Below are 23,482 nucleotides of genomic sequence, written 5' to 3'. Positions count from 1 at the left end.
CCCTTAATATAGCGTGATGTTTTCTTTATGTTTAAATGGATTTCCTATTACAAAACTATCTTCTTTAATATCCTTAGTTAAGCAAGTTCCTATTGCTATAGTGCTATTTCTTCCTACTGTTACATTATTTGCAATTGTTGCAGCTGTACCAATAAATGAAAGCTCACCCACATTTATAAAACCACTTAAACAAACTCCTGGGGCAATATAAGTACATTTTCCAACATGAGTATCATGAGCAATAATAGATGAATTCAGTATTATAGTTCCATCCTCTATTGTTACACCTTGATCAATATTACATAAAGGATAAATAATTACTCCTTTTCCAATTTTAGCATTTCTACTGACAAAAGCTGTTGGATGTGTAAATGAAAAAATATTATATTCTTTTTCAATCAAATAATTTAGGATTTGATATTTCAAATTTTTGCTTAGATATCCTAATGTTGGTATAAAGTGTAAATTTTTAAAAACGTCTAATTTAAAATCATTAAATCTATATCTTCTTTCTTTATCGTTTGGAGTTAAATCATCAGCAAAAATGTAGATATTTTCTTCCTGATAATTATTTTCTAATAGTGTATTATATAATTGCTTACCAACACTACCGAAACCAATTAAACCAACTTTTATTTCATTACAAATCATAGAACACATTTTTTAGATTAGCATACTGTTGATAATTATACACTTTTTTTTGATTCTCAATTAAAAAAGAAGATTCCATAACTTCTTTAATTTTAGTTTTAAATGAATTAAAATCAACGTTTCTATAATCTCCTACTCCAATTGCTAAATGATTATCTACAAAGTGATTATAGGGTTGAATTTGATTATCTGCAAAATAGCCAACCAAAATTTTACTTCCTATCGATGCTGTTTCATTTAAAAGGCTGCTGGCAGGTACAATACATATATCAGAACCTGCTATTAACAAAGCAACTTCATCAGCGTCAATATTTTTATGGATTTTTAAATTTTTAAACTTTTCTAAACTGGGGAAAAAATTATAAGCATCTCCAATCAATAAATTTATCTCAGAAAATGAGCCAATATCATTTAAAAAAAACATGATTTTTTCTGAGATATTATAAGAATCAGCACCTCCAAACGACATAAATACAGTGTTTGTTTGTTTTTTAATTGACCTGTATTTAGGATTAAAAAATTCTTTTCTTAACAATGCATAATCGGTTCCTAAATATAATTTAGTATAACCCTCCTTCTTAAAGGAATTATATTCAAAACCTGGTATATTATTAATTAAAGCATCACAAACATAGTTTTTATCATTGTGATCGTCTATGTAAATTAGTTTACAACCTATATTTCTAATTTCTTGTTGATATTCAGAATCAAAAAAATAATTGTCTAAAACAACAATATCATCTTTATCTAAATAACTCAAAAATTCATCATATTGATTATCATTATCACTAAGTTCAATAAGCTGACTACAAATTTTATTAATTTCTTTTCTCTGATAATCTGTCGGTATTTTAGTTGCATAAATACAATTAAATTCCTCTTTTATTAAAGCAGCAAGTCCTAATGTCCTAGTAAAATGGCCATAACCAATTATCGAATTTCCGTCTGATCTAAAAACAACTCTTCTTTTCATTATATTTAAAACTTGGAGTTACACATAGATTTAAATTTCATTCTCTTCCAATAATCTGTATTTTAATTCTGCTAATTTCCAATCTACTTCATTATCAATATCCTGACCTTGCATCTCAGAAATAACTATACTTCCACTATTTTCGGTTAAGATCTTTTTTTGTTCTAAACATTTATTTATTTGCATCCAATAAAACTGTCCTGCATCATGATAACTCTTCTCCAAATCTTGAGATCTCGCTAAACTAAATTCAGGATAGAAAAATTTAATTTTATTTTCCTCAAATTTTAAGCTTCTTTGAATCGGGAATCCAAATGGTATAACGGGAAAAACGCTATCATAATTATTTGTTTCTAGCATTTTATAACTTTCAGTAAGCTTATTTGAAGTAACAAATGGTGCGCAGGCATAAATACAACAAACTACATCGTAATCTTTATTTGTGTCTTTGTATTTTGTTAAAACCTCCTCAATAACGTCAAAAGTTGTTGCATAGTCATTTGAAGTTTTTTCTGTACGCATAAATGGAACTTTTGCTCCATATTTTAATGCAATTTCAGCAATTTCAGCATCATCTGTAGAAACCATTACTTCATCAAATAATCTAGAATTAACTGCTGCTTCTATAGAATAGGCTATAATAGGTTTTCCTAGAAAAGGTCTAATGTTTTTTCTAGGAATTCGCTTGCTTCCTCCTCGTGCAGGAATTATACAAAGATTAGACATTTAAAAATTCAAGTGTTTTTGTGATAACAAATTCTTGTTCTTCAGCTGTTAATGTAGGATACATTGGAAGGCTGATACACTTTGAATAATAATCTTCTGATTTACTTAAATCAGTATCGCTATTATATCCAATTTCTTTATAATAAGGCAACTGATGAACGGGAATATAATGAATTTGAGCATAAATCTTATTCTGATGTAAATAATCATAAAGCCCCTTTCTATCTTCCACTTCAATTACAAAAAGATGATGTGCATTTAAAAAATTATCTTGTAAACTTTGAAACCTAATTTTTCCTTGAAAAGCACTTTTATACTTTTGAGCAATTTCATTTCTCTTTTCTACTCCTTTTTCATTTCTTGCCAATTGAGAAATTCCAAGAGCTGCTTGAAAATCGGTTATTCTATAATTATATCCTAATGTCTGCATTTCATAAAACCAACCACCCTGATTTTCTGACATATTGTCTTTTGTAATTCCATGAGAACGTAAAAGCAATAATTTTTTATAAACTTCATCAGAATTGGTAGTTACCATTCCTCCTTCTCCACATGCAATATGTTTTACAGGATGAAATGAAAAAACCGCAGCATCTGCATAAACTCCATTTCCACAAAACTGCTTTTGGTTTTTAGAATCCATAAAATACCCTCCAGGGGCATGGCATGCATCCTCCAAAATCCATAAGCCGTGTTCATCAGCTAATTTTCTAAAAGCTTCTAAATCTACTGGTAATCCAGCAAAATCAACAGGAATTATTCCTTTAAAAAAACCTCTTGGTTTGCTTTCTATTAATTCTTTGGTTTTTTCAAGAGACAATAAATAAGTATCTCTGTCAATATCTGCAAACCAAACTTCTGCACCTACAAATCGTGCACAATTTGCTGAAGCAGCAAAGGTTATTGGAGTGGTGATTACTCTATCACCCTCTTTCAATCCTAAAGCCATAACCCCAATATGAAGACCAGCTGTTGCATTATTGACAGCTACTGCATATTTAGCATTAACTGATTGCGCAAATTTCTCCTCAAATTCTTTTATTTTAGGGCCTTGGGTAAGAAAATCCGATTTTAAAGTTTCAATTACAGCCTGAATATCTTCATCTGTTATATCTTGTCTTCCGTAAGGAATAATTTTATTTTCCATTATGCTTCGAAATTTACGTCAACATGCTCTTTAATCAAAGCTCTCAATGTATCAACTGTTTCCCATTCTTCATTTGAGCCTGAATTATAATAAAATCCTTGTTCAACTTTTTTAGCTTTAAAATGGCTCAAATAATCATGTAATTTAAAATTAGGAACAGATGGAAGTATCGTATAATACTTTCCTAGATCGTAAGTGTAAAAAGAATCTGAAGCAGTAATCATCTCTTCATGTATTTTTTCACCTGGTCGAATACCAACTACTTCTAGTGAACAGTCTGGAGCTACGGCTTTTGCTATATCAGTAATTTTATATGACGGTATTTTTGGTATAAAAATTTCCCCTCCCCAAGCATGTTCCATCGCGTGCATAACCATATCTACACCCCCTTGCAATGAAATATTAAAACGGGTCATCGACATATCAGTAATTGGTAGTTTTCCTTCTTTCTTTTTATTTAGAAAAAAAGGAATAACTGAGCCATTTGACCCCATTACATTACCATATCTTACTACAGAAAATTTTATTGGATTAAATCCTTTTATGTTGTTTGCTGCAACAAAGAGTTTATCAGATGTTAACTTAGTAGCTCCATAAAGATTAATTGGAGCACAAGCTTTGTCTGTAGAAAGAGCCACTACATTTTGTACGTTAGTCTGCATTGCGGCATGAATAACATTTTGAGCTCCACCAATATTAGTTTTTATACATTCGTCAGGATTATATTCAGCTAAATGAACATGTTTCATTGCTGCTGCATGTATAACATAATCAACACCCTGAAATGCTCGTATTAATCTTTGCTCGTCCCTAACGTCCCCGAGAAAGAATCTAATTTGAGGATATTTACTTAGTGGATATTCCTGAGCCATTTGAAACTGTTTCTGCTCATCCCTAGAAAAAATAATTACTTTTTTAACCGATGGATAATTAATAAATATATGTTTAGTTAAAGCTTTTCCAAGAGAACCAGTTCCTCCTGTAATTAATATTGTTTTATTGTTTAACATATTATGTAATTGTTATAAATATTTGTAAAAATCTAAACTAGTTATTTTAATAACTTTTTGATTAAAAGATAAATTAGAATTAGAAAGCCTCCTAAAAAGCCTCCTACGATAATACCTTTTGCCTTACCAAAACGTACTTTTGATAATGGTAAAATAGGCTTATCGATCACTTGAATTAGTGGGGTCTCTCTACGTAAAGTAACTTTTGCTAACTCTGTTTGTTTTACCAATTCCGTAAGTATAGCAGTATTAGCCTGAACATCAACTTGTCTTCGAGCCGAAGGTGCTCTTCGAACATTTAGCGCAGGATTTAAATTAAAAGTATTATCATTGGCAACAGCAACACCTGTTATCGCACCATTAAGTTCGTTACGAATTGAATCTGTTTGTCTTTGAAGTATATCCATATTTAATCTGGCTTTTTTACTTTTAGTATCAATATAAAATTCACCAACCTGTTTAGCCAAGCCTTCACAAAAATATTTAGAGAAAAGTTCATTTGTTGAAGAAACCTCAACAGTAATAATTGATGCCTTTTTATCTTTTTGATCAACAGTTAGTCCATTTTTAGATAAATTTTCAAAAATTACTCCCAAAATACTATCTTGGACTCTAGTAAAACCTTGACGCTTTACATTAGGCAAAAAATGTACATCTTTTAACTTTAAATCGTCATCCCAATTTTTTCTCCACTTATTATTTTTAATATACATCTCGGCTAAAGAAATAACTTTGCCATTTTCATTAACTGGAGATAAAAGTGTTTTTTCGACCATATATCTTGATTTAAAAAGTTCGGTCAAATTACTCCCAGAAAACATTCCTCCACCACTACCGCCTAAATCTAATCCTAGCGTACTAGCTAAACCTAAAGCTCCTCCTAACCCTCCTCCTGCTTTTTCATCTTCTAAAGCAAAGGATAACTTTGCAGTATAAACTGGTTTTTTAATAAGTGAATAACCAATGCCAAAAACGGCTCCAATTATTCCTGCAAATACTATAATTTTCCACTTGGAAAGGAAGTAGAAATACCATTCCTTTAATTTTAACACCAATTCTTTTAACGAAATTTCGTCATTTTTAACAGTTGTATTGTCCATTAAATATCTATTTAAATGCTGTTACTATCAATAATGCCAAACTAGTAATTACACTACCAATACTTACCCATTCTCCAGTTGTCATTCTCTTTGTTTCTGGTTTTTCTGGAACTACTATTTGTGAATCGGGCTCAACTGTAGGGTATGACCTAAAAAATAAAAATGATTTTGTTACATCAGCTTTACCATTAGGATATATTATATAAGCTTTTTTCTTCCAGCCCTTATTGTTTACTCCTCCAACAGCATTTATGTAATATTTAAATCCTTTTCCGCTTCTATATGGAATTTCAGATGTCAGCAATACATTCCCTGTTACTTTTACCCCTTCGTTGTATACTGCTACAGTAATCTCATCACCAGGAAATAAAGTAACATTAGAATAATGATTTCTATTTTTTTCAATTTTTCTCCAATCAACAGGAATAGTAGAAAACTTTATATCGGCTAATTTTTCCTTTAAAGAATCATTCTTAGACAAATTTAAATCTATACTTTCTAACTTTTCAATTTCCTCTTTTTTAATAGGTCTTTTTATTTTCAGTCCCTCAATATTTGAAATAGAAGTTAGTCCGCCAGCTCTCATAACTATATCATATACTTTCTCTTTTTTGTTTGCCAAAACATATTTACCAGGATAAGCTACTGCTCCAGAAATTGTTACCATTTGTGGTTTTTCGTAAACTGCTATTTTACGTATGTTAACAACATCAAAAGGTTTTAAAATAAAGTTTTTAGCTTGTTCATTATTGTCAGATGAAATTTCAAGTTGTAACAATTCAATACGTTTTGGATCATTATCGTTTATAACGTCGGACTTTACCATTCTTGCAACTTCTACTCGTTTAGATGCAGATCCTGTTAATCCTCCCACTTGAATTATTAAATCATTTAAAGTTATATTCTCCACATATTCATACACTCCAGGCTTTTTAACTTCTCCATCAATAGTGACCTTGTATTCTTCTCTAAAATCTAAAATAGAGTAAACTGTAATAATATCTTCTCTTTTTAGTTCAACATCAGCATTTATATCTCCTGCTAGTGCCGCATTTAAATCAACATTTACAATCTCTGTAGTTAGATCTGATTTTAATCGAATTATTCTAGCTCTTTTACTATAAGCATCTTCTTTTAATCCTTCAGCTCTAGTAATAAGATCAGAAATTCTCATTCCTTCACTAAAAGAATAATAATCTGGTCTAAAAACAGCTCCTTCAATTTTAATACGATTCTCAAATCTATCTAAAATTTTAGTAATTCTAAAAACATCTCCTGATTGTGGGATATAAGTGCTAAAATCACTTTCATTAATATCTTGCACTTTGAATTCTTTTCCTGTTTTCTGCACAACGTTAACAGATGCTGTATATGCCAGTTCATTAAATCCTGATGCAAAATTTAATAAGTCAGAAAAACTCTCCCCTTTTTTCATCTCAAAAACTCCGGGACGTTTAACTTCACCCTGTACCTTAACTCTCTGATTGTATGCAGGTATTCTAATAACATCATTATCTTTTAAATTAACATTATCAGATTGGTCTCCTTTTACTAAAAACCTATAAATATCAATATTTCTAAATATTTTATTATTTCTAATAAGTTCTATGTTTCTATAACTTCCATTTTTCCCAGGTCCGCCTGCTAAATGCAACGCATTATATACAGTTGCTAAAGATGATATAGAATAATTCCCTGGTTGTTTTCCTCCAACGACAGTTATCTTAATGGTTCGTATTTGACTTAGGCTAACACTAACTTGAGATTGTCCAGATTTTACTGTACTATATACATTAGCAATTGCAGATTTGATTTTTTGTGTAGCTGCCTCGATTGGCATTCCCGCAACTGAAATTTGTCCTACATATTGAATACTTATTTTTCCTTCAGTACTAACAGGAATGTTTGCATTATATTCTTGAACTCCATATATACTAATTTGAAGCTCATCTCCAGGTCCTAATATATAATTAAGCGGAGTCGCTAGTTTTAGATCCGGTTCAAAATTTAAATTTGGATTGTCAAAAAGTTCTGAACCAAAAATTATTGCGTTTGCGGAGTCCTTAACTTTATTATTGATAATCTTTTCCTGATTTCTTCCAAATTCAACTTTATTTCCAGTATTAGTTGAGCTATTTTTATTTATTGTTCCACCCGCCATAGCATTAAGCTTACTTTTGAGTTTGTCAAATTCTTCCTTGCTCATACCTTTCGATAAAGCCATAGGCTCAACCTGATCAATAGTCATATTATTGCTCTTTAATTGTGCGCTAATGTTAGCAAGATCATCCTGGGATAAATAATCAACTCTTACTGTACTTAAATCTTTGGATTTTAATATATCTTGTGCATGAACATTAAAAGATGTTAATACAGATAAAAACAAAATAAGAACGTATACTCTCTTTTTCATATAATTAAAGTTTGAACTTCAGTTTAATTTTTTTTTTTAAGAATATTGCTTTTGATAGTAATCTTTATAAGAACCTGAAGTCACATTTTGCAGCCAATCTGTATTGCTTAGATACCAATTAATAGTTTTCTCTAAACCTTCTTCAAAAGTTACTGACGGTCTCCAACCTAATTCTTTATTAATTTTTGTTGCATCAATTGCATATCTCAAATCGTGACCTGGTCTATCTTTAACATAGGTAATTAGTTCTTGCGAAGAACCTTCTGCCCTGTTTAGCTTTTTATCCATTATATTACATAAAAGTTTAACAAGATCAATATTTTTCCATTCATTAAACCCTCCAATGTTATATGTTTCATGGTTTTTGCCTTCATGAAAAACCAGATCAATTGCAATCGCATGATCTTCAACGAACAACCAGTCGCGAGTATAATTTCCATCACCATAAACTGGCAATGGCTTATTATTAATAATATTATTTATAAAAAGAGGGATTAATTTTTCTGGAAAATGATAAGAGCCATAATTATTTGAACAATTCGTCAAAACGTATGGCAATCCGTATGTTTCTCCATATGCTCTAACAAAATGGTCAGAACTAGCTTTTGAAGCAGAATAAGGTGAATTTGGATCATAAGCAGTGGTTTCAGTAAAAAGGCCTTCAGTTCCAAGAGATCCATAAACTTCATCGGTACTGATATGGTAAAATCTCTTTCCTCCAAAATTCCCTTTCCATTGATTCTTCGCAGCATTTAAAAGATTCATTGTTCCAATTACATTAGTTTTCACAAAAGCTAACGGGTCTTCAATAGAACGATCAACATGCGATTCTGCTGCTAAATGCAAAATCCCATCAAAATTATGCTTTAAAAAAAGATCATTAATAAAACTTTCGTCTACAATATCTCCTTTTACAAAAGTATAATTTGATTTATCCTCGATATCTTTTATATTTTCAAGATTTCCTGCATAAGTCAAAGCATCCAAATTAAAAATCTGATAATCCGGATATTTATTCACGAAACGTCTTACCACATGAGAACCTATGAAACCAGCTCCACCAGTTATAAGAATTTTTTTCATTTTGAATTAATTTAAGAGATCTGAATTTTGTTTTTCTAATTCACTATATATATCCTTTACATCCTGAGAACTTTCTTTATGCAAAATTAAATTTGCAGTATCAGTATGTACAAATATAGTATTTTGTAATCCTAAAAAAGTGGTATGTTTGTCACATCCGATAACCATATTACCATTTTTATCTACTGGATGCCCTTTAGTTATTAAATATTCATAGACAGACTCAAATGATCCAAGATCTGACCATGAAAATGCTGCTGGTACAACTTTAATTTTTTTGCTACGTTCCATTACAGCGTAGTCAATACTGATTGATGGAATCTCTAATGATAAACCTAAATCAAGAAAACCTTCTTTATGAGCTTCCCACACTGCTTTAGACTTTTCATAAACATCTGGTTGAAACTGTTTCAACTCATCCAATAACACTCCTGCCTTAAAACAAAACATTCCGCTATTCCATAAAAAATTACCTCTTGCTATAAATTCCTTTGCGGTAGTCTCATTTGGCTTTTCTCTAAATGACAATACTTTATCTCCTTTTGATTCAATATATCCATACCCAGTTTCTGGTTTGGTTGGAATAATTCCAAACGTAACAATAAAACCATCTTGAGCTTTCAAAACTGCTTCCTTAATAGCATTATTGTAATCATCCATTTTGTCTATAATGTGATCGGATGGCGTTATAATTAAGATATCTTCTCGATCTGAAGCAAACGCGGCAAAAGCAATTGCTGCTGCAGTATTTCTTGGAGTAGCCTCGACAATATTTACATAGGCCGTTTTTGTTTTATCCATCACTTTTCCACTCAAATGATGATTATCCACATTTCCAACTACCATTACTTTATCTGCTAAATGACTATTACGATCAACCGTCATCTCAAATAAAGATTTATTTTCAAAAATTTCCAAATATTGCTTTGGCTGACTTTTACGAGAAAGAGGCCACAATCTGCTCCCTACTCCGCCTGTTAAAATTACGTGTATAATTGAATTACTTTTTTCCATTTTTTTTTATTAAATAAAATTTTAGGTCTATAGCCTATTATCTGCTAGTTCCCCTAAAACTCCTTTTACATCATATAATAAACTGCTTTCTTTTTGCAGTTCAGAAAAATTCAATTTTAAAAATTCATTATGTGCTACTCCTAAAACTATAGCATCAAATTTTTCTGCTGGCAAAGAATTTTTAGTATCTAATTTATATTCTTTTTTGACCTCTTCGATACTAGCTAAAGGGTCAAATATTGTAACTACTATCCCGTATTCTTTTAATGCTTTTATAACATCTACTATTTTTGTGTTTCTGACATCAGGACAGTTTTCTTTAAAAGTAATTCCTAACATTAAAAGGTTTGCTCCATTAACAGAAACACCTTTTTTTATCATTAGTTTTACAACTTGTGAAGCAACATATTCGCCCATGCTGTCATTTAAACGTCGTCCTGCTAAAATTATTTCAGGATGGTATCCAAATTCTTGTGCTCTCTGAGCTAAATAATAAGGATCTACTCCAATGCAATGACCTCCTACAAGACCTGGTTTAAATGGTAAAAAATTCCATTTTGTTCCTGCGGCCTTTAAAACTTCCTGAGTATCAATATTCATTAAATTGAATATTTTAGCCAGTTCATTAACAAAAGCTATATTGATATCTCTTTGAGAATTCTCAATTACTTTTGCCGCTTCAGCTACTTTGATTGACGGTGCTAAGTGTGTTCCTGCGACAATCACCGATTTATATAATGAATCTACTTTTAATCCTATTTCTGGAGTTGAGCCGGAAGTTACTTTTAAAATTTTCTCTACTGTATGTTCCTTATCTCCTGGATTTATTCTCTCTGGAGAATAACCTACAAAAAAATCCTCATTAAATTTGAGTCCTGAAATTTTTTCTAAAACCGGAACACATTGTTCTTCAGTAACTCCTGGATAAACAGTTGATTCATAAATTACAATATCGCCTTTTTTTAAGACTTTACCAACAGATTCACTTGACTTATATAAAGGTGTAAGATCCGGACGGTTATTTTTATCTACCGGAGTTGGCACCGTAATTATAAAATAATTACATTTTGCAATATCATCAAGAGAGCTTGTGCAATACAACCCAATTTTATTATCAGCATTATCAACTAATACTTTTTGCAAAGTAGCAGAATCTACCTCCAGTGTAGTATCAATCCCAGAATTCAGGCTTTCAATTCTTGATTTGTTAATATCAAAACCTACAACACTATATTTTGTCGCAAATAATCTGGCTAACGGTAAGCCAACATAACCTAACCCTATAACAGCTATCTTTATGTTTTTTTCCAATTTCACTCCTTATTTATAAGTTTTCAGTCATTAAAATTCACGGCTTCGCCCTTCTGAGTCACAAAAAATGAGACCAGACTACGCAAAATTATTTTCGGCAAATATAACATAAAAGTCAATTTATATACTATAGTTTTTTGTAATACTTTAGTAAAACAAAGAATTCCAGACGTTTTAAACACTAATGCACTAAAAATCAATATGTAATAAAATATTTACAAAAAATAAAAACAGAGAATAAAACCCAAAAATTGAAATTTTATTCTCTGTATAACTTAGAAAGATAATAAAAAGATGCTATCTAAAACTAAATAAACCGACTTAATTTTACTTATATTTAATTTTTAATACACATCCCAATGATTCAAGAACTAAAATATAATGTGTATTTGAAACTTCCTGAACAATCACATTTTGATTATTAAAAACCCCTGATTCTAATTTAATTTTGTCACCAACATGAAATGGAATAACAGAAGCATCGGCAATATTCGGAGCTTTTAAGCTGTTTTTTATTATATTAATTTCTTCATCACGAACCACTGCCGGCTTGCCTAGCCAAAACAAATATCTCACGACACCTGCTATTTCAAAAACAGAATTTCTTTCACTATCGGGCAATTGAACAAAAACATAAGAATTAAAAAGCGGCATTTCAACTTTCTTCTTTCTATCTGACCATTGTTTTATTTTTGTTATTAAAGGACAATAGCATTCAATCCCCATCTGAATAAGTCTTTCAGCTACTTTTTTCTCCCATTTCGGTTTTGTATAAATCACATACCAATTCATAATTTCTATTTATATTGAAAATAAATCTTAAACCAACCACTTTTTCTCACTTCATATTAAATTTCATCTCAATAAACACACTCTCATTAAGAACCTATTCCTTTATAAACAAAACCAATTGATTCTAACTTTTTAGCATCTAGTATATTTCTTCCATCAAAAACAAATGCCGGCTTATGCATTGATTGATAAATTTTTTGCCAATCATAAGTTGTAAATTCATCCCATTCAGTTAATACGGCAATAGCATGTGAATCTTTACAAGCATTATAAGCATCATTAAATATGGTTAACGAATTAATGTTTTCTTGAACGCTTCTGGTTTCTAAATAATCTAAATCGCTTAACATTTTATTTCTTGACACTTTTGGATCATATACAGAAATCTTCGCTTGCTCGTTTATTAAATCATCTGCTACATAAATTGCCGCAGATTCGCGTGTATCATTTGTATCTTTTTTGAAAGCCCAACCTAAAAAAGTAATTTTTTTATCGGCAACAGTATTATATAAAGTCTGAACAATTTTATTTGAAAATCTTCTTTTTTGATGATCGTTCATAATTATAACTTGTTCCCAATAATCTGCTACTTCATTTAAACCATAAGTTTTAGCAATATAAACTAGATTTAAGATATCTTTCTGAAAACAAGATCCTCCAAAACCAACAGAAGCTTTTAAAAACTTCGGTCCAATTCTGCTATCCATTCCAATTGCTTTTGCAACTTCATTTACATCTGCTCCAGTTTTTTCACACAATTCAGACATTGCATTGATAGACGAAATACGCTGAGCTAAAAATGCATTAGCTGTTAATTTAGACAATTCTGATGACCAAACATTTGTTGTTAAAATCTTCTCTCTATTAACCCAATTTGCATAAACATTTACAAGAGCATTAATCGCAATCTCTCCTTCTGGAGTTGTATCTCCTCCAATTAAAATTCGATCCGGGTTTAATAGATCTGTAACTGCCGTTCCTTCTGCTAAAAACTCGGGATTTGATAAAATTTGAAACTGTACACCGTTACCAGTATTATCTAATATGCTTTTTATAGCTTCTGCAGTTCGAACTGGTAAAGTAGATTTTTCGACTACAATTTTATTTTGTTTCGCAACTTTTGCAATTTGTCTGGCACATAACTCAATATATTTTAAATCAGCTGCCATACCTTTTCCCTTTCCATAAGTTTTCGTTGGGGTATTAACTGAAATAAAGATTATCTGTGCTTCGTCAATTGCTTTTTCTACTTCTGTTGAAAAAAACAAATTTCTTCCTCTAGCTTCTGCAACAATTTCTGCAAGTCCCGGCTCATAAATAGGAATATTATCAGTATTTGGATCATTCCAATCCTTAATTCTTTGTTCATTCAAATCTACAACTGTAACTTGAATATGTGGACATTTTTGTGCAATTACGGCCATTGTAGGACCTCCAACATAACCAGCCCCTATGCAGCAAATTTTTGTAATTTCCATTTACTATAATTATTATCTTTATTTATTTCAAATTATTCCAGTACCAGCTTACTGCTTCTTTTAATCCTTCCTGAAGAGAATATTTCGGATTATATCCTAAAAGACTTTTTGCCTTATCGATACTTGCCAATGAATGTGGAATATCTCCTGCTCTATTTCTGCCATATATAATCTCTACATCAGCAATTTTTGGATCAAATTCAGACAAATATTTTTTTAAATATTTTACCAAGTCATTTAATGTGTTCCGATCTCCAAAAGCAGTATTATAAACCGTATTATAAGCAGATTGATTTTGAGTCGTTATTGCCAGTTCATTCATTTGAATCACGTTGTCTATATATGTAAAGTCGCGTGAATAATTACCATCACCATTAATAACTGGACTTTCATGATTCATTAATTGTTTAACAAACTTTGGAATTACTGCAGCGTAAGCTCCATCTGGATCTTGTTTTCTTCCAAAAACATTAAAATAACGTAATCCAATTGTTTCTAAGTCATAAGTTTTACTGAAAATTTCAGCATATAACTCGTTTACATATTTAGTTATTGCATAAGGAGATAATGGTTTCCCAATTACATCTTCAACTTTTGGCAATCCTTCAGAATCTCCATAAGTCGACGAACTGGCTGCATATACAAAACGTTTTACTTTTGCATCTCTGGAAGCAACTAACATGTTTAGAAAACCTGAAACATTTACTTCATTGGTTGTTATAGGATCATTTATTGATCTTGGAACAGATCCTAATGCCGCCTGATGTAAAACGTATTCAACACCTTCAACTGCCAAAATACAATCTTCGATATTTCTTATGTCACCTTCAATTAATTTAAAGTTTGGATTTTCTATAACATGCTTTAAATTATGACGATGACCAGTAGAAAAATTATCCAAACAAATTACCTTATAGCCTAATCCCAGAAAATGTTCTGATAGATTTGAACCTATAAAACCAGCTCCACCAGTAATTAGTATTGTGTTTTGATTTGAAATGTTCATTTGTTCAAAATTATTTTTTTCTAAATTTATCAGAAATTAAGTTCCAAAGTCCGCTTTGTTTCTCTTCTTCATGATATCCATTTGAGTAAGCTCCGTAACCGTATCCATATCCATAAGTAGCCCCATACTTTGCTTTATTTTCAAAGCCATTAAAAACGATACTTGTGTTATTCAATTCTCCTCTTTTAACTTTGTTATTCAGCAACGTTATCATATCTTTTTTCGTATAATTCTGTCTTACAATATACAAAGTAACATCAGCATATTGAACAAGTTCTGAAGCATCTGAAACTAAACCTACTGGTGGTGTATCGAGAATTATATAATCGTATTTTTGTTTTAATTCATCTATCAATTCTTTCATTGCATCGCTTAAAATTAATTCAGATGGATTTGGAGGAATTGGCCCGGAAAGTATTACATCAAGATTCTCAATTTGTGTTGAATTTGTAATTTCGTCCAAAGTGTTTTGCTTAATTAAATAATTAACAACCCCTAATTGTTTATTTGTAAAAGAAAATTCATCTGCTAATCTTGGTTTTCTCAAATCCAAACCAACGATAACCGTTTTCTTTTCACTTAAAGCAAAAACCGTGGCTATATTAATAGAACAAAATGTCTTTCCTTCACCACTAATAGATGAAGTAATCATTAAAGTTTTTGAACCATGAAGCTGTTGTCTTTTATATAAAAATTGTAATGAAGACCGAATACCTCTAAAAGCTTCTGAAAGTGCCGACTTTGGCTTATCAAACACAGCCAAACTTACTGCATCTTTATTAAAACCGATTACTCCAATTATTGGGATTTCGGTTAATTTACTAATATCTTCTGTGTTTTGAATTGAATTATTTATAAAGAAAATTGCAATTACAAACATAAGAGGAATTAGTATTCCTAAAAACAATGCAAGAATATAATTTGCAGATGTTTTAGGGCCTATCAATCCTCCTCCAATGTCTTTTGCAGAATCAATAAAATGAATATCTGACAAATTCGAAGCTTTTACAATTTCTGCTTCATTTCGTTTTTGAAGAAACTCGGTATAAATATTATCATTTAAATCGTACTTCCTTTGAATCTTTAATAATTCTTGCTGTTCTTCCGGCAATTTTTTAACAGTATTTTCAGCTTGACCAATCTTTGCATTTACCAAAGATAAATCATACAATAAAGAAGCCTTGGCTGAAATTATGTTTTCTAGCAACACACTTTTTACAGCCTGCATTTGATTATCGAAGTCTTTAAAAATCTTATCGCTTTTTACGGCATATGCCATCTCTGATCTTTGTGCCGAAAGTGCAATAAGTTTTGAAACATTTGCAACAATATTGGGATCTTCTATACCGGCAACAGAAGGCGCAGGTAATCTTGAATAATCTACACTATTATTTAAATAAGATCTTAAAGAATTATAATAGGCAATTTTTCGTGTTACTTGATCTTTTTCAACATCGAAGTTCATTATTTTATCTGAAAACTTAGCACCGCCTCCTTCAATTTCATAAATATTTTTACCTTTTCTAAAAGTTTTCAATTCATTCCCAGTTTGTTTCAACTGTGCTTCCATAGCAACAAGTGTACTATCTATAAATCTTATTGTATTAGTTGCAAACTGGTTTTTACCATCTAATTGAATTTTTATCAACATTCTTACTGTTGCGTTTAAGTATTCAACCATTCTGGCTTTATTGGTTCCCTGCATTCCTAAAGTTAGAAGCGATCCTCCATTTTTATCACTATCTACACTTATTCCTCTATAGCGAGAAACTGTTCCATTAAAATCATTGAATTTTACAAAATATTCCTTTCCTTTATAAAATCCCGGATTATCATTAATTTGTAGTTTCCAGTTCAAAAAAGGTAGAGAAACCTGCTCACCAACCTTATATTTTTTAATAAATGTTACAGGCTGTACAGAAGTATTACTGTAAATATTTGTAGAATATGTAATTAACGAAACTGAATTACTTTCAAATGGTATTTGAATTTGATATTCATTTTCACTTAAAAATTTAATACTAATTAAAGTATTTGCAAGCTGTCCTTTTGTTTTATCTATATCAACATAAAAAGGAACTGCTCCGTAAGAATCAATTAAATTGTATTGTCCTTGTTCAAGATAATCGATATAGTACTGTAACTTATCAACAACCAGTTCATTATGGGATCTAGATTGCAATATGGTAGAGATTCCATTAACCTGATCTGAAATTCCGCCCCAATTAAAAACCAAACTGGTATTAGATGTAAAAAACGGATTGCTTTCTTCCTTTATAGAAATCATGGTTTGCATCCCATAAATTTTTTCTTTTCGAATATTTACCTGATATGCAATTGTAAAAGCAATAATCAAACTTGCCAAAAACCATTTCCAATAACTTAGGATTATTAATAAAAACCCTTTAAAATCAAAATTTGAATGATTCTCAAAAATGGAAAAATCTTTTATGTCTAACATCTTAAAATAAATTATTTTTTAATTTCTGATTATCAAATAAACTGTTGTTGCCAATGACAACAGCGTAATAACGGTACCTATAGACTGTATACCAGTTTGTCCAGTTCCCCAAGTTTTTTGTTTCAAAGGCTTGACATATATATAATCATTTGGCTGTAGATAATAATAAGGAGATTTCATAACATTAACATCTGTAAGGTCTATTTCATTCATTTGCACACCTGTTGGTGTCTGACGAATTACAGTTACAGCCTTTCTATTACCTACGGTAGTGATATCACCCGCATTGGCAATAGCCTCCATGATATTTACATTTTCTTTAAATAATGTTTTTGTTCCAGTACTTCCTACCTCTCCGTTAATTGTATATCTAAATCCTGCTAATTTTACAGTAAGAAAAATGTTTGCTTCACTTTTAAAATACTCTTCATTCAATTTTTTTTCTATTTTGACACGAACTTCCTCTAAAGTAAAACCAATAACATTAATTTCTCCTAAAATTGGCATTCTGATATTTCCATGATCATCAACAGTAAATCCATCGAAATATAATGACGATTCTGATTTGCCAATAGAAGAAGCATCTGTTGTATTAAAAATCGAAACCAATTTAGGATCGATAGCTTTTATACTAATACTTAAAACATCATTTACTTGCAATCTATAAGGTTTGGATTCTAATGATGCAATATTATTTTGTTCTGATGACGTATTTTTATCCTGTAGGTACACGAGATCATTTAAAGGAATACAAGAGGTAAATAATGTACTAATCAGCAATAATATATAGAGGCTGTTTTTTGTCATTTTGAAAATTTTAACGCAAATATAGTTTTTCCTTTAGTTTTCAGGAAATCTATATATTATTTGATTGTATTTAATTGCTTTTGAAAGTTTTTTCGAACGGAACACGGTGTAAAATACTTCTCCCAAGTGTAATTTCATCAGCATATTCTAATTCATCTCCAACGGAAATCCCTCTCGCTATTGTAGAAATTACAATTTCTGAATCGGCAATTTGTTTATAAATGTAAAAATTTGTGGTATCCCCTTCCATTGTAGAGCTCAAGGCGAAGATAATTTCAATTACTTTTCCTGATTTTACTTTTTCAACTAAAGTAGAAATATTTAACTGGCCTGGACCAACTCCTTCAATTGGAGAAATTTTGCCTCCTAAAACATGATAAATCCCTCTGTATTGCCCCGTATTTTCAATCGCCATTACATCGCGTATGTCTTCTACAACACAAATCGTTTGATGATTTCTTCTGGTATTTGCGCAAATTTCACAAATGTTCGTATCTGATATATTATGGCAATTTTGACAGAATTTAATATCCTCGCGCATATTTAATAACGCTTGTGACAAAAATCCTGTTTGTTCTTTTGGCTGCTTTAACAAATGAAGAACTAAACGCAATGCTGTACGCTTACCAATTCCAGGCAATTGCGACATCTCGTTGACCGCTTTTTCAATAAGTTTTGATGAAAATTCCATGACGACAAAAGTAATACTTTTAATGGTATAGCTGGCTTTGACACATCTAAAATCAGCATTCAAAAGATTAAATATTCTTACTGAATTTATTTTAGCATCAATAAAAGCGATATTCTTTTATGGCAATCCCGACACTTCGGAAGCCATAAAAGATATAATGAATAGTCGAGATTAGCTCACGAAAAAATTAATATTGATTAGTAGCTAATAAAACCAAAGTACATGCAACTTCAACCTCAATATTATTCAATTCCAACAATTGATATAATTCAGGATTTTCAGTTCCGGGATTGAAGATTACTCTTTTAGGCTGTGCTTCAACGATGTAATTATAATAGTCACGCTGACGAGTAGGATTTAGATATAAAGTTACTGTATCTATATTTTTAACCGGAACGGCTTTGGTATGAATTTTTACCCCTGCCACTTCCCCAGTGTTTTGTCCAATTGCAAGAACAGTATGCCCTTTTTGAGTTAATGCATTTATTGCTCTAAAAGCATAACGATCAGGTTTTGTGGTTGCTCCAAGCAACAATGTTTTTTTATTTTTCATTATATTAGAATATTCCACAAAAGTAGTCAAAAAGGACGAGCATAATTTATTCTATTGATTTAGAATATTGACTGTAAAAAATAATATCATAATATAAATTTACACCCAAGTATTAAATTTGACTATTTTTACTTCACTAACCAATATTATATGGATTTATTTATTTACCTATTTGCTGCACTTTTCTCAGTACTAAACCCAATTGGGACAGTTCCCATTTTTGTTGGATTAACGCAGCATGATTCTCAAAAAGAACGCTCTAGAATTTCTTTATGGACTGCCATAAATGTTGGTATTATCTTATTGGTTTCTTTTTTTATTGGCCAATACGTTTTAACTTTTTTCGGAATAAGTATTGATGCACTTCGAATTGCAGGCGGAATCGTGATTGTTAATTCTGGTTTTTCATTACTTTCCGGTAAATTCAATAAAAAACGAGGGATCAATAAAAAAATTGAAAACGAAGTACAGCAAAGAAATGATATTGCTTTAACTCCATTAGCAATCCCAATGCTTGCTGGACCAGGATCTATTTCTTTATTAATTGCATTTTATCAGGAACATCATCAAGTGGAGGAAATCATTTTTTCTTGTCTTGCAATTTTAGCAATTGCCGTCGTTATTTTTGTTATTCTTAAAAGCGCACATTATCTGGCAAGAATTTTAGGAGCATCAGGAATTGTAGCAATCTCCAGAATTGTTGGTTTTATTGTAATTTCTATCGGAATTCAATATATCGTAAGTTCGATCGTAAATATTATAAAAGGAAATTTTTAAAATGTTTCCATATTTATACAAAAACAAAAAAGGGATAAAAACTTAGTGTTTATATCCCTTTTTTTATTTTATAGACTAATTTTAATTTCTTGGTAAAAACACTTCAGCCATCATACATCTTGCGCTTCCGCCACCACAAGCTTCAATTGTATCTAAACTCGAACTTAAAATTTCAGCGTGTTTTTCTAATTGTTGAATTTGTTTTGGAGTTAAACTTTGATGAGCTGATGCACTCATAACGATATATTTTTTATCATTCGTTCCTCGAACTTCCAACATATTTCCGGCAAAATTATTAACCTGATCTTCTGTAATTAGAATAATTTCTTTTTTATCATCTTTTAGATTATCAAGAACCATTTTACGCTCTTTTTTATCATCGATGCAATCTGCACAAATAACTGCGAAAGTTTCACCTAAACACATCATAACATTGGTATGATATATCAATTTACGATCACCGTCAACAGTTTGAAAAGCTTCAAAAATTACCGGAGCATAATCAAAATCTTCACAAAACTCAATAAACAATTCTTCGTCAGCACGAGGCGATAATGCACAATATGCTTTTGCATTGGCACGATCTAAAAGTAAGCTTCCGGTTCCTTCTAAAAAATAACCATCATCTTCTGCAGATGTATAATCCATTATATTAGAAATTTCGAAACCTTTTTCTTCTAAAGTATCTAATATATCTTCACGGCGCTCTAAACGACGATTTTCTGCAAACATAGGATAAAGTGCGACATCTCCATTTTCGTGAAATGAAACCCAATTGTTTGGAAAAATACTATCTGGAGTATCAGTTTCCAAATTATCTTCAATTACGGTCACGTCAACACCAACAGCTCTTAGTTTTTCAACAAAAGTATCAAACTCTTGCTGTGCTTTTGCATTCACTGTACTTGGTAATAATCCGTCTAATACTTTTTGGTAATAATTATTTACAGCTGTTTGTTCATTCATTCTGAAAGCAACAGGCCGTATCATTACAATTGCATTTGTTGTTTGTTTCATTTTTTATACTTTTATTTTGTTTGAGGTTTCAAGTTTCAGGTTACAACAACTTGAAACCTGAAACCTAGAACTTGAAACAACTATTTTAGTCTCTAATTAATGGCAAAGTTGAACATCTCAATAAACCTTCTTGTTTTGCAATTTCTGCATATGGAATTTCTTCTACAGTAAAACCATTTGCTCGAAGCCAGTTATTTAATCTGGTAAAGTTTTTCTCAGAAACAACAACATCTTTATCAATCGAAAATACATTTGAAAACATATTGTACATTTCTTCTCTTTCAATATGAAATAAGTTTTGTTTTCCGAAAAGATTTACCAAATACAAATAATCTGCTTCTTCACGGAAACCTCTTTTATAAATGATTCCTTTATCTTTTCCAACAGGTTGAAAACAGCAGTCTAAATGCAAGGCATTGTCACGAGCTTCTAACTTCGATTTAACCAAATCAAATTCTTTCACAATTTTATTTGGAAACAATTCTTTAATATAATTTACGCCATGCATATTTGTTCTGGCAGTAATATAATCTTTGTAATCACTTCCTTTGTATGTTCCAATAAAAATATGATCATTCCAAAGCATAACATCGCCGCCTTCAATGTGAACTTCTTCTGGCGGGCGTACAACTTTTATTGCATCAATTTGATCAATCACATATTGAATTGCATCTAACTCGCGTTCACGATCTGGTAAAATATTTGATTTTATGAAAACATCATCAATTACAAATCCTATATCTCTGGCAAAAATTTGATTGTAATTTTCAATCATTTCAGGACGATAAACAGTTACATCGTATTTCTGAAAAACAGCATTAAAAGCATCCATTTCAGCAACCATATCTTTTTCGATTGGATATGTTCCGGCTTTAATATGTTCCAATGATTTAGGATCATAGGCCTCTTCTAATGAAGGAGTTGGCCCATTATGAACGGCTGAACCCAAAACTACAGCACGCAATCTTGAAGTTTCGTTCTTTACATTTAATTGCAACATAACTTTATTATATTTTTGACAAAGATAAAAAAAGCTTTACAGTTAAGTAAAGCTTTAGTTTTTTTATTTATTAGACTTAAAGTCTCTTAAAGGATGTCCAGTATAAATTTGTCTTGGCCTTCCTATTGGCTCTTTATTTTCACGCATTTCTTTCCATTGTGCAATCCAGCCTGGAAGTCTTCCGATAGCAAACATAACAGTAAACATATCCGTTGGAATTCCTAATGCTCTGTAAATAATTCCAGAGTAGAAATCAACGTTTGGATATAAATTTCTTGATTTGAAGTAATCATCTTCAAGGGCTGCTGCTTCTAATTTTTTAGCAATTTCTAAAATCGGATCTTCAACACCTAAAGTTTCCAAAACTTCTTTAGCTGCTTTTTTGATGATTTTTGCTCTTGGATCAAAGTTTTTATAAACTCTGTGACCAAATCCCATTAAACGGAATGGATCATTTTTATCTTTAGCTTTTGCTAAGAATTTATCAGTATCTCCACCGTCTTTATTAATTTCCTCAAGCATTTCAAGAACTGCTTGGTTAGCCCCTCCATGAAGTGGTCCCCAAAGAGCAGAAACTCCTGCAGAAATAGAAGCGAATAAACCAGCATGAGATGAACCTACCATTCTTACTGTAGATGTCGAACAGTTTTGCTCGTGATCTGCATGAAGAATAAATAATTTATCTAAAGCATCAACTACAACAGGATTTGCTGAATAAGGTCCTGTAGGTAATTTAAACATTAACTGCATAAAATTATCTACATAACCTGTTGTGTTATCGTAATAATTTAATGGATAACCCATAGATTTTCTATAAGTCCAAGTAGCAATTACAAGAAATTTACCCATTGTTTTACAAATGGCTTCGTACATTTCTTTTTCATTGTCTACATTAACTGCTTTTGGGTTAAATGCTGTTAAAGCACTTGTCAAAGCAGATAAAACTCCCATTGGGTGAGCTGTTTTTGGAAAACCATCAATGATATTTTTCATTTCTTCGTTTACCAAAGTATGTTTTTTAATACCATTTTCAAACTGCTCTAATTCCTGAGCTGTTGGTAATTCTCCGAAAATCAAAAGATAAGAAACTTCTAAAAAACTAGCCTTTTCAGCTAAGTCTTCGATTGAATATCCTCTGTAACGTAAAATTCCTAATTCTCCGTCTAAGAAAGTGATTTCACTTTTACAAGATCCAGAGTTTTTATATCCCGGATCAATTGTAATAATACCTGTTAAATCACGTAATTTGTTAATATCGATAGCTGATTCATTTTCGCTTCCTGTAATTACCGGAAGTTCAATTTTTTGACCATCTACTTCTAATGTAGCTATTTTTGACATAATATAATCGGAAATAATTCTATAAAATAATAATTTATCAAATCTAAGGAATTTAAGACTAACTAAAAAAAGAATCCTGCTATGAATTTGTTAAAACTCCAAAAAAAAACCATTCGTTAATCCGAATGGTT

Annotated in this window: 21 protein-coding genes; 1 reads left to right on the top strand and 20 read right to left on the bottom strand. The window is 31.0% G+C overall.

From position 1 onward, the window contains the following. Positions 1–3: 3 nt before the first annotated feature. The 17 genes from APR43_RS06705 to APR43_RS06625 form a co-directional block, all read right to left on the bottom strand. Positions 4–651 carry an acetyltransferase gene (locus APR43_RS06705; protein ID WP_053470856.1) on the bottom strand — a complete coding sequence of 216 codons (648 nt, stop codon included), beginning with the start codon at positions 649–651 and terminating at the stop codon, positions 4–6. Continuing rightward, complete coding sequence (gene pseG, locus APR43_RS06700) at positions 641–1,624, bottom strand: UDP-2,4-diacetamido-2,4,6-trideoxy-beta-L-altropyranose hydrolase (RefSeq protein ID WP_053470855.1); 984 nt, start codon at positions 1,622–1,624, stop codon at positions 641–643. Before pseG ends, APR43_RS06705 begins: the two co-directional genes overlap by 11 nt. Positions 1,625–1,654: 30 nt before the next feature. Continuing rightward, positions 1,655–2,350 (bottom strand): pseudaminic acid cytidylyltransferase, encoded by a 696-nt coding sequence (gene pseF, locus APR43_RS06695; RefSeq protein ID WP_053470854.1) that lies wholly within the window; start codon positions 2,348–2,350, stop codon positions 1,655–1,657. Beyond that, positions 2,343–3,497, bottom strand: a complete 1,155-nt coding sequence (pseC, locus tag APR43_RS06690; protein WP_053470853.1) for a UDP-4-amino-4,6-dideoxy-N-acetyl-beta-L-altrosamine transaminase — start codon at positions 3,495–3,497, stop codon at positions 2,343–2,345. Before pseC ends, pseF begins: the two co-directional genes overlap by 8 nt. After that, complete coding sequence (gene pseB / locus APR43_RS06685) at positions 3,497–4,507, bottom strand: UDP-N-acetylglucosamine 4,6-dehydratase (inverting) (RefSeq protein WP_053470852.1); 1,011 nt, start codon at positions 4,505–4,507, stop codon at positions 3,497–3,499. The genes pseC and pseB overlap by 1 nt, the downstream gene beginning before the upstream one ends. Before the next feature lie 41 nt (positions 4,508–4,548). Next, positions 4,549–5,607 (bottom strand): lipopolysaccharide biosynthesis protein, encoded by a 1,059-nt coding sequence (locus APR43_RS06680; protein ID WP_053470851.1) that lies wholly within the window; start codon positions 5,605–5,607, stop codon positions 4,549–4,551. 7 nt (positions 5,608–5,614) lie between these two features. Next, complete coding sequence (locus tag APR43_RS06675; protein ID WP_053470850.1) at positions 5,615–8,020, bottom strand: SLBB domain-containing protein; 2,406 nt, start codon at positions 8,018–8,020, stop codon at positions 5,615–5,617. 36 nt (positions 8,021–8,056) lie between these two features. Next, positions 8,057–9,103, bottom strand: coding sequence for a dTDP-glucose 4,6-dehydratase (rfbB, locus tag APR43_RS06670; RefSeq protein WP_053470849.1), 1,047 nt, complete (start codon positions 9,101–9,103; stop codon positions 8,057–8,059). Between the two features lie 6 nt (positions 9,104–9,109). Next, a complete protein-coding gene (locus APR43_RS06665) occupies positions 9,110–10,117 on the bottom strand; it encodes a mannose-1-phosphate guanylyltransferase (RefSeq protein WP_053470848.1) in 1,008 nt (335 codons plus the stop codon). A gap of 27 nt (positions 10,118–10,144) precedes the next feature. Beyond that, positions 10,145–11,428 carry a nucleotide sugar dehydrogenase gene (locus APR43_RS06660; RefSeq protein ID WP_088636392.1) on the bottom strand — a complete coding sequence of 428 codons (1,284 nt, stop codon included), beginning with the start codon at positions 11,426–11,428 and terminating at the stop codon, positions 10,145–10,147. A 327-nt stretch (positions 11,429–11,755) separates the two neighbouring features. Next, positions 11,756–12,220, bottom strand: a complete 465-nt coding sequence (locus tag APR43_RS06655) for a UpxY family transcription antiterminator (RefSeq protein ID WP_053470846.1) — start codon at positions 12,218–12,220, stop codon at positions 11,756–11,758. 86 nt (positions 12,221–12,306) lie between these two features. After that, a complete protein-coding gene (locus tag APR43_RS06650) occupies positions 12,307–13,698 on the bottom strand; it encodes a UDP-glucose 6-dehydrogenase (protein ID WP_053470845.1) in 1,392 nt (463 codons plus the stop codon). 22 nt (positions 13,699–13,720) lie between these two features. Then, positions 13,721–14,704: an SDR family oxidoreductase gene (locus APR43_RS06645; RefSeq protein WP_053470844.1), complete on the bottom strand. Its 984-nt coding sequence runs from the start codon at positions 14,702–14,704 to the stop codon at positions 13,721–13,723. 10 nt (positions 14,705–14,714) lie between these two features. Continuing rightward, complete coding sequence (locus tag APR43_RS06640; protein ID WP_053470843.1) at positions 14,715–17,165, bottom strand: polysaccharide biosynthesis tyrosine autokinase; 2,451 nt, start codon at positions 17,163–17,165, stop codon at positions 14,715–14,717. Positions 17,166–17,183: 18 nt separating this feature from the next. Then, positions 17,184–17,972, bottom strand: coding sequence for a polysaccharide biosynthesis/export family protein (locus tag APR43_RS06635; protein WP_053470842.1), 789 nt, complete (start codon positions 17,970–17,972; stop codon positions 17,184–17,186). Between the two features lie 70 nt (positions 17,973–18,042). Beyond that, positions 18,043–18,663 (bottom strand): recombination mediator RecR, encoded by a 621-nt coding sequence (recR, locus tag APR43_RS06630; protein ID WP_053470841.1) that lies wholly within the window; start codon positions 18,661–18,663, stop codon positions 18,043–18,045. Positions 18,664–18,850: 187 nt separating this feature from the next. Then, positions 18,851–19,216, bottom strand: coding sequence for a CoA-binding protein (locus tag APR43_RS06625; RefSeq protein ID WP_053470840.1), 366 nt, complete (start codon positions 19,214–19,216; stop codon positions 18,851–18,853). Between the two features lie 150 nt (positions 19,217–19,366). Here APR43_RS06625 and APR43_RS06620 point away from each other — a divergent pair, with 150 nt between their 5' ends. Continuing rightward, on the top strand, positions 19,367–19,993 hold the full coding sequence (locus APR43_RS06620; protein ID WP_053470839.1) for a MarC family NAAT transporter: 627 nt from the start codon (positions 19,367–19,369) through the stop codon (positions 19,991–19,993). Between the two features lie 81 nt (positions 19,994–20,074). On the opposite strand, the gene ctlX is transcribed toward APR43_RS06620, so the two are convergent. The 3 genes from ctlX to APR43_RS06605 all read right to left on the bottom strand — a co-directional run bounded on the left by ctlX (position 20,075) and on the right by APR43_RS06605 (position 23,351). Further along, on the bottom strand, positions 20,075–21,010 hold the full coding sequence (gene ctlX, locus APR43_RS06615) for a citrulline utilization hydrolase CtlX (RefSeq protein WP_053470838.1): 936 nt from the start codon (positions 21,008–21,010) through the stop codon (positions 20,075–20,077). 85 nt (positions 21,011–21,095) lie between these two features. Further along, positions 21,096–22,010, bottom strand: a complete 915-nt coding sequence (locus tag APR43_RS06610; protein WP_053470837.1) for a dimethylarginine dimethylaminohydrolase family protein — start codon at positions 22,008–22,010, stop codon at positions 21,096–21,098. Between the two features lie 63 nt (positions 22,011–22,073). After that, entirely contained in the window at positions 22,074–23,351 is a 1,278-nt protein-coding gene (locus tag APR43_RS06605; RefSeq protein ID WP_053470836.1) for a citrate synthase, read from the bottom strand. Positions 23,352–23,482: the final 131 nt, after the last annotated feature.

The organism is Flavobacterium sp. NLM (assembly GCF_002210235.1).
In the GTDB taxonomy this organism is placed as follows: domain Bacteria; phylum Bacteroidota; class Bacteroidia; order Flavobacteriales; family Flavobacteriaceae; genus Flavobacterium; species Flavobacterium panici.
The sequence above is the reverse complement of the archived record's forward strand: the minus strand, read 5'-3'. Positions and strand labels throughout refer to the sequence as shown.

What these genes read in the sequence shown, in the direction of transcription:
- APR43_RS06705 (WP_053470856.1), bottom strand. Translation starts at nt 651, where the DNA reads ATGATTTGTAATGAAATAAAAGTTGGTTTAATTGGTTTCGGTAGTGTT.
- pseG (WP_053470855.1), bottom strand. Translation starts at nt 1,624, where the DNA reads ATGAAAAGAAGAGTTGTTTTTAGATCAGACGGAAATTCGATAATTGGT.
- pseF (WP_053470854.1), bottom strand. Translation starts at nt 2,350, where the DNA reads ATGTCTAATCTTTGTATAATTCCTGCACGAGGAGGAAGCAAGCGAATT.
- pseC (WP_053470853.1), bottom strand. Translation starts at nt 3,497, where the DNA reads ATGGAAAATAAAATTATTCCTTACGGAAGACAAGATATAACAGATGAA.
- pseB (WP_053470852.1), bottom strand. Translation starts at nt 4,507, where the DNA reads ATGTTAAACAATAAAACAATATTAATTACAGGAGGAACTGGTTCTCTT.
- APR43_RS06680 (WP_053470851.1), bottom strand. Translation starts at nt 5,607, where the DNA reads ATGGACAATACAACTGTTAAAAATGACGAAATTTCGTTAAAAGAATTG.
- APR43_RS06675 (WP_053470850.1), bottom strand. Translation starts at nt 8,020, where the DNA reads ATGAAAAAGAGAGTATACGTTCTTATTTTGTTTTTATCTGTATTAACA.
- rfbB (WP_053470849.1), bottom strand. Translation starts at nt 9,103, where the DNA reads ATGAAAAAAATTCTTATAACTGGTGGAGCTGGTTTCATAGGTTCTCAT.
- APR43_RS06665 (WP_053470848.1), bottom strand. Translation starts at nt 10,117, where the DNA reads ATGGAAAAAAGTAATTCAATTATACACGTAATTTTAACAGGCGGAGTA.
- APR43_RS06655 (WP_053470846.1), bottom strand. Translation starts at nt 12,220, where the DNA reads ATGAATTGGTATGTGATTTATACAAAACCGAAATGGGAGAAAAAAGTA.
- APR43_RS06650 (WP_053470845.1), bottom strand. Translation starts at nt 13,698, where the DNA reads ATGGAAATTACAAAAATTTGCTGCATAGGGGCTGGTTATGTTGGAGGT.
- APR43_RS06645 (WP_053470844.1), bottom strand. Translation starts at nt 14,704, where the DNA reads ATGAACATTTCAAATCAAAACACAATACTAATTACTGGTGGAGCTGGT.
- APR43_RS06640 (WP_053470843.1), bottom strand. Translation starts at nt 17,165, where the DNA reads ATGTTAGACATAAAAGATTTTTCCATTTTTGAGAATCATTCAAATTTT.
- APR43_RS06635 (WP_053470842.1), bottom strand. Translation starts at nt 17,972, where the DNA reads ATGACAAAAAACAGCCTCTATATATTATTGCTGATTAGTACATTATTT.
- recR (WP_053470841.1), bottom strand. Translation starts at nt 18,663, where the DNA reads ATGGAATTTTCATCAAAACTTATTGAAAAAGCGGTCAACGAGATGTCG.
- APR43_RS06625 (WP_053470840.1), bottom strand. Translation starts at nt 19,216, where the DNA reads ATGAAAAATAAAAAAACATTGTTGCTTGGAGCAACCACAAAACCTGAT.
- APR43_RS06620 (WP_053470839.1), top strand. Translation starts at nt 19,367, where the DNA reads ATGGATTTATTTATTTACCTATTTGCTGCACTTTTCTCAGTACTAAAC.
- ctlX (WP_053470838.1), bottom strand. Translation starts at nt 21,010, where the DNA reads ATGAAACAAACAACAAATGCAATTGTAATGATACGGCCTGTTGCTTTC.
- APR43_RS06610 (WP_053470837.1), bottom strand. Translation starts at nt 22,010, where the DNA reads ATGTTGCAATTAAATGTAAAGAACGAAACTTCAAGATTGCGTGCTGTA.
- APR43_RS06605 (WP_053470836.1), bottom strand. Translation starts at nt 23,351, where the DNA reads ATGTCAAAAATAGCTACATTAGAAGTAGATGGTCAAAAAATTGAACTT.